Genomic DNA, 6342 nt, shown 5'->3' with positions numbered 1-6342 from the left:
TTAAAAAATTTTAAAGTTGAAAACTATTTAATGAGCAAGAAGTTTAAGTGTTTTTTTACCTTTGTCAGTTTTGATTTTAGCAACCCATAAACCATTTTTAATACCAATATTTGTATTTCTCGTGGTGTTTATAGTTTTAACTAAGGCCCCTGTTATACTGTAGATTTTTACTTCAGTTTTAGTGTTTACGTTAGAAATATAAATTCTATTATTATAAGCTTTTACTTTTGTTTTTATGGTCTCTTGAATTGGTGTTAAACTAAGAGTAGCAGCACCAGCACCAGTAACTTCTATTTTATATAGATTAAAAGAGTTTGAGCAGTATATCTTGATGTTTTCACCTGTTCCTGCATAGTCTGCAGTAATTGTATATGCTTCAGTATCATCAGTTTTTGTAACTTCTGATAGCACACTAGTTTCATCAGAAATATATAGTGTACGCTCAGAGCTACCTCCAGATCTATACCAAACTTTTACAGAAACTGGCCCTGAAACAGGAAAATACATATAGCTATGTGTTGGATTTAGATTATTATCATCTGGGTTTGAACCCCCATTAAATTTAAAGCGATTTATTGCTTTGTATTCATCTGCAGTGCCTTCGTCCCAAGTTTTGCCTCCTGAATTTTCAACTTGTCCAAATTTGTCTCCATCGCTGTCTCCTACTAAAAACAATCCGTCTTTTTCTACAGTAGTAGCTTCTGCTGCATTAAATGATACCACTGGCCACATAGTAATTTGGTCTGCGCTAGTGTAATTGGAATCTCCTCCAAAATCCCAGACCTTTGTTTGCGCATTTTGTGTTAAGCAAAACACTGCAAATGTTAATGTTAAAAGAAGTAATTTTTTTTTCATGTTAAATAGTTTTTAAAATTAATATGTTATTGTAATCGATTACAATAATAACGAAATTATTTTAATAAATCAATAACATATTTAACAAATACAGGTGTTTAAATGCGAAATAAGTTGTAATATTCTATTTACTTTAAGATTTTATCAAAAGATATTACTTTTTCTTTTAAATTCTTCACTGCAAGTTTGGCAACTTCAGTAGCTCCTAAAACAGACAAATGTGTATCGTCTTCTTTCCCTTTTGGATAATATGGAATTTCATTTGGAGCATAATGTAAGTGTAGTTTTTTAGAACCTTCATAACCATAAGATTCTTCTAATTTTTCGGTTAAATATTGTAAATCAATTAAAGGTACCTCATATTCGTTGGCTACCAACCTTACTTGTAAAGGATATACACCATGCGTATCTACCAAAGTACTATCTGCATTAAAGTTTCTTCTAACAATAGATGTAAATAATATTGGTTTTGCACCTTTTTCTCTTGATTCTTTTACAAATCGAATTAAATTATTTCTGTAAGCTGTATAGGGATTCGTATATCTTTTTGGTGAGTTTTCTTTTTGATCATTGTGTCCAAATTGGATAAAAACATAATCGCCTTCTTTTAATTTATTGTGCACTTTTTCCCATTTTTTTTCATCGATAAAACTACGCGTACTTCTGCCATTTACTGCATGATTTTCTAAGGTCACATTATCGTTTAAAAATTTTGGAAAAACTTGACACCAACCACGTTCTGGATTTTCATCTGGTTTTGGTTTGTTTGCCATTGTAGAATCTCCAATTGTATGTATTGTGATATTTTTTATTTCGGATTTCTGCTCTTTAACTTCTTTTTCTTTACATGAAATAATAGAGATTAAACAAACTGCAATTATAATTTTAAAGTATTTCATACCATTCTTTTTTTGATGAATTTTTATGTTCTCCTAAAACGTTTTTTAATGTGAATTGTTTTGCTGTTGATGCTTCTAATTGATGAGACCATTTTACTCTTTTATCAGGATTAAAACCGTTTCCTGTGTTTTTATATTCGGCATAAAATGATGTTTTTTCAGCTTCTTTTTTAGACCAATTATGCCATCCTTCTGGTAAAATATGTTTGCCTAGTTTGCAATATAAAAAAACAGTTTTGGCATGAATACGCCAAGGTCTTCCTAGGTAAACTTTAGTTACATTTTCATCTGCAGTAATATTACAGTTCTTAAAAACATAACCAAATGCTGTGTTTTCTTTTGTTGAAGCTGCAGTGATATATGAGCCTTTTTTGCTATGTATTTGGCAATTGCTAAAAAAAACAGTGGCATTCCCAAAAATAAAATCTGTTGTACCTTCTATGTAACAATCCTTATAATATTGTTTTCCATTTCCAGATGTATATAATGTATCTTGATTTCCTAAAAGTTTGCAATTAATTATAGCTACTTGATTAGAATTTACGGTTAACGCAATTGCTTGACCAACTTCTCCAGCAGTATTTTCAATGGTTAAATTTTTTAAAATTGTATTGTCTGCTTCCGCTAAAAGTGTTTGTGTGTAAAAAGTGCTATTTCTTCCTAAGTTAATTTTATCAAAATAATCATTATAAGTAATAATCGTATTTTCTTTACTTTCTCCTATTAAAGAAATGTGTGGATTCCATTTGTGAACTTTTACTTTTTCATTATAAACTCCATTTTTTATAAAAATTGTAATTCTTTCGTAAGGAAAAGATTTGGAGTTATTGATCGCTTCCTGGATACTATAATAATCTCCACTTCCATCTTTTGCAACCACAACATTAAAAGAATCTTTAGGTTTTATTTTCTTTATATGCTTTTTTCTCCATAATGGATATTTATCTAAAACCTCTTGTGGAGCTGTTTTATACCAAGCATAACCATTTCTGCGTTCTTCACCTATTTCAGCAAGTGTTGCTTTTTTAATTCCATCTCTATCACAGAAAAAAGGAGTGTTATCATCTAATTCCATAAAACGTGCCCAAATTGGTGGTGCATTTGTATCTGAAACCATTTTTTTACTGATTACCTGTCCTTTGTTATTATATAATCTATCTTCACGTAAACCGTTTATTTTTGTTTTTTCAAACCAATACATAGCACTATTTACAGCTTTGATTATTTCTTTTGAAGGATTTTCAATACGCATCAATAACAAAACAATATTTGCAGATTCAGCACCACTTAAAGAAGGCAATTCATAAGCTCTAGCTTTTGCAGGTTCTAAAGTTTTTCTATTATGTTGAGCGCACCATGCTGTTAAAACACCATTTTGTTTATACTGCGTTTTTAAAATACAATCAATTCCTTTGTTGAAAGCAATTTCCACTTTTTTAATGACTTCATCTGAAGGTTGAATTGAAAAATAATTGTTTTTCTCTTTGATGTTTTTAAGAACATTTAGAATATGAACCATAGAATCATCATTGTAAGTAATATGAGAATAATATCCTTTTTTTAAAGGATAAAACTGTGGCCAACCTCCATTGTCAAATTGAGCTTCTAACAAATAATCAAATCCTTTTAAAAATGCCTTTTTATACTTTTCATTTTTTTGAAACTTATTTACTTTAGATAAAAAGAGCATTTCTTGGCACGTGGCACCATTATCTGTAGTTACATCTTTATTACTTTTTTTTAACTGAATTAATTTTGCTTTTTTTTCTTTAGAAATTGGTTGGTGCATTTGAATGTTTTTTGGCCAACCGCCTATGTTTCTTTGATAAAGTAACACATTTTCTGCAATTTCTTTAGCTTCGCTGGATGCAAACCAAGCATCTTCTTTGTTATTTATAATTTTCTTCCAAGATTTATCAATAATTTGACCTTGTATGGTGTTTTCTATGAAAAAAGTAAGTATAATAGCAATGATGAAAATTTTTTTCATTTACTTATTGTTTTTGGGTGTCATTATTCAATAATAATTAAATAACTGATTTAAAGAAAAATAAACTAATGTTTTTATAAATTAATATATATCAATTCTAATATTTTAGAATATTTGCATATATTTGTGCAATCGATTACACAAATATAGAATATATATGTCAAATTACAAAACAAGATACGCGTCAAGTCCGCAGTCAGTAAAAAGCTATAACACAGAAGAGTTACGTAGTGAATTCTTAATTGAAAATGTACTAAAACAAGACAAAATAGAATGGGCATATTCTCATTATGATAGGTTTATGGTTGCTGGTGTTGTGCCAGTTGAATCATCTGTATCATTAGAAACAATAGATCCGTTAAAAGCAACTTATTTTTTAGAAAGAAGAGAGTTGGGTATCATTAATATTGGTGGCTCAGGGTCTGTATCTGTAGATGGAGAAAAATACACATTGGCTCATAAGGAAGCATTATATGTAGGTCAAGGAAATAAAGAGGTAATTTTTGAGAGTGAGGATTCAAAAAATCCTGCTCAATTTTATTTAAACTCAACACCTGCTCATAAAGCATTTCCTGTTAAAAAAATAGGAACTGATGATGTTGAAGTGATTGAATTAGGTTCACCAGAAACTGCGAACGCTAGAACATTAAGAAAATATATTGTGAATAGTGTTGTAGATGTTTGTCAGTTACAAATGGGAATGACTAGTATAAAAACAGGAAGTAGCTGGAACACAATGCCTGCTCACGTTCATGATAGACGTATGGAAGTGTATTTCTATTTTGAAGTACCAGAAGATCAAGCAGTTTGTCATTTTATGGGAGAACCACAAGAAACACGTCATATTTGGATGGCAGATGGTGAAGCAGTGATTTCTCCACCATGGTCTATTCACTCAGGATCAGGGACTTCTAATTACTCATTTATTTGGGGAATGGCAGGAGAAAACCTAGATTATGGAGATATGGATGTATGTAAAATAAACGAATTAAGATAAATCATATTATGTTTGATTTAACAGGTAAAACAGCATTAGTAACTGGATGTAAAAGAGGTATTGGTTTTGCAATGGCTGAAGCTTTAGCAGAAGCTGGTGCAGATATAATTGGTGTTTCGGCTTCACTTGAAAAAGAAAATTCTGATATAGGTAATAGAATTTCTGAAATAGGTAAAAAATTTACTGCATACCAATGCGATCTATCTAACAGAGAATCATTATACAGTTTCATAACAGATGTAAAACAAAATCATTCTAAAATAGATATTCTGGTAAATAATGCAGGTACTATTTTAAGAAAACCAGCAGCTGAACATCCTGATGAATATTGGGACAAAGTAATTGAAGTTAACTTAAATGCACAATTTATTTTAAGCAGAGAAATTGGCAAACGTATGATTGAAAATGGTTCTGGTAAAATTATTTTTACAGCATCGTTACTTACGTTTCAAGGAGGAATTACAGTTCCTGGTTATGCAGCTTCTAAAGGTGCAATAGGTCAATTAACTATGGCTTTATCTAATGAGTGGGCTTCAAAAAACGTACAAGTTAATGCCATAGCACCAGGTTATATTGCTACTGATAATACTGAAGCGTTACGTAATGATGAAGACAGAAGTAATTCTATATTAGGTAGAATTCCAGCTGGTAGATGGGGACAACCAGAAGATTTTAAAGGTCCTATTGTTTTTTTAGCTTCCAAAGCAAGTAACTACATGAGTGGTTCAATTTTAACCGTTGATGGTGGCTGGATGGGCAGATAAATTTTAATAATAATGAAACACTTTATACACGATAATTTTCTGTTAGAAAATAAATATGCTGAAGAATTATATCATAATTACTCAAAACAGCAACCAATTATAGATTATCATAATCACTTATCACCTCAATTAATTGCAGAAGATAAAGTGTTTGATAACCTAACACAAGTTTGGATTAATGGCGACCATTACAAATGGCGTGCAATGCGGACATTAGGTATTAATGAGAAATTTATTACTGGTGATGCTAATGATAAAGATAAGTTTAAGCAGTGGGCAAAAACAGTGCCTTATACCATGCGTAATCCTTTATATCACTGGACACATTTAGAATTGGCACGTTATTTTGATGTGTACGATTTGTTAAATGAAAAGTCTGCTGAAAAAATTTATGAAGAAGTTTCAGCAAAAGTAAATACGAAAGAATACAGTGCGCAAAATTTACTACGCAAGGTAAATGCAGAGTATGTGTGTACTACAGAAGATCCTACAGATACGCTAGCATATCATCAACAAATCAAAAAAAATAATTTAGATATTAAAGTAGGTACATCTTTTAGACCTGATAAAGCTATTTTAATATCCAATGATGGTTATAATGATTACATTAATGATTTAGCTAAAGCTGCTGATGTAACAATAAATACGTATTATGATTTATGTGATGCGTTAAAAAACAGAATCGACTTTTTTGATAAAAACGGATGTAGCGTTTGTGATCATGGATTAGATCAAATTTATTTCGAAAACTTTACAGAAAGTGAAGTAAAAGCCATCTTTAAAAAGAAAAGAGAAGGAAGTGATTTAACACAACAAGAAGCTTTAAAATTTCAGAGT

At 30.5% G+C, this 6342-nt stretch carries 6 protein-coding genes; 3 read left to right on the top strand and 3 right to left on the bottom strand.

The window, feature by feature from the left end; translation table 11 throughout:
* Positions 1–27: 27 nt before the first annotated feature.
* The 3 genes from ACTG3V_RS14760 to pelA all read right to left on the bottom strand — a co-directional run bounded on the left by ACTG3V_RS14760 (position 28) and on the right by pelA (position 3744).
* Entirely contained in the window at positions 28–855 is an 828-nt protein-coding gene (locus tag ACTG3V_RS14760; RefSeq protein ID WP_439132942.1) for a T9SS type A sorting domain-containing protein, read from the bottom strand.
* Positions 856–983: 128 nt separating this feature from the next.
* Entirely contained in the window at positions 984–1754 is a 771-nt protein-coding gene (locus ACTG3V_RS14755) for a rhamnogalacturonan acetylesterase (RefSeq protein ID WP_439132941.1), read from the bottom strand.
* Entirely contained in the window at positions 1741–3744 is a 2004-nt protein-coding gene (gene pelA, locus ACTG3V_RS14750) for a pectate lyase (RefSeq protein WP_439132940.1), read from the bottom strand. The genes ACTG3V_RS14755 and pelA overlap by 14 nt, the downstream gene beginning before the upstream one ends.
* 157 nt (positions 3745–3901) lie before the next feature.
* On the opposite strand from pelA, the gene kduI reads away from it, so the two are divergent.
* The 3 genes from kduI to ACTG3V_RS14735 all read left to right on the top strand — a co-directional run.
* Entirely contained in the window at positions 3902–4741 is an 840-nt protein-coding gene (gene kduI / locus ACTG3V_RS14745) for a 5-dehydro-4-deoxy-D-glucuronate isomerase (RefSeq protein WP_439132939.1), read from the top strand.
* Between the two features lie 8 nt (positions 4742–4749).
* The gene (locus tag ACTG3V_RS14740) at positions 4750–5505 is read left to right on the top strand and encodes an SDR family NAD(P)-dependent oxidoreductase (protein ID WP_439132938.1); all 756 of its coding nucleotides are present in this window, start codon (positions 4750–4752) and stop codon (positions 5503–5505) included.
* A 12-nt stretch (positions 5506–5517) separates the two neighbouring features.
* A partial coding sequence (locus ACTG3V_RS14735) for a glucuronate isomerase (protein ID WP_439132937.1) occupies positions 5518–6342 on the top strand: 825 nt, incomplete at its 3' end.

It is taken from the genome of Polaribacter sp., from assembly GCF_965660385.1.
GTDB lineage: Bacteria > Bacteroidota > Bacteroidia > Flavobacteriales > Flavobacteriaceae > Polaribacter.
The sequence above is the reverse complement of the archived record's forward strand: the minus strand, read 5'-3'. Positions and strand labels throughout refer to the sequence as shown.

Coding starts and splice junctions, on each gene's coding strand:
- ACTG3V_RS14760 (WP_439132942.1), bottom strand. CDS start 855: ATGAAAAAAAAATTACTTCTTTTAACATTAACATTTGCAGTGTTTTGC.
- ACTG3V_RS14755 (WP_439132941.1), bottom strand. CDS start 1,754: ATGAAATACTTTAAAATTATAATTGCAGTTTGTTTAATCTCTATTATT.
- pelA (WP_439132940.1), bottom strand. CDS start 3,744: ATGAAAAAAATTTTCATCATTGCTATTATACTTACTTTTTTCATAGAA.
- kduI (WP_439132939.1), top strand. CDS start 3,902: ATGTCAAATTACAAAACAAGATACGCGTCAAGTCCGCAGTCAGTAAAA.
- ACTG3V_RS14740 (WP_439132938.1), top strand. CDS start 4,750: ATGTTTGATTTAACAGGTAAAACAGCATTAGTAACTGGATGTAAAAGA.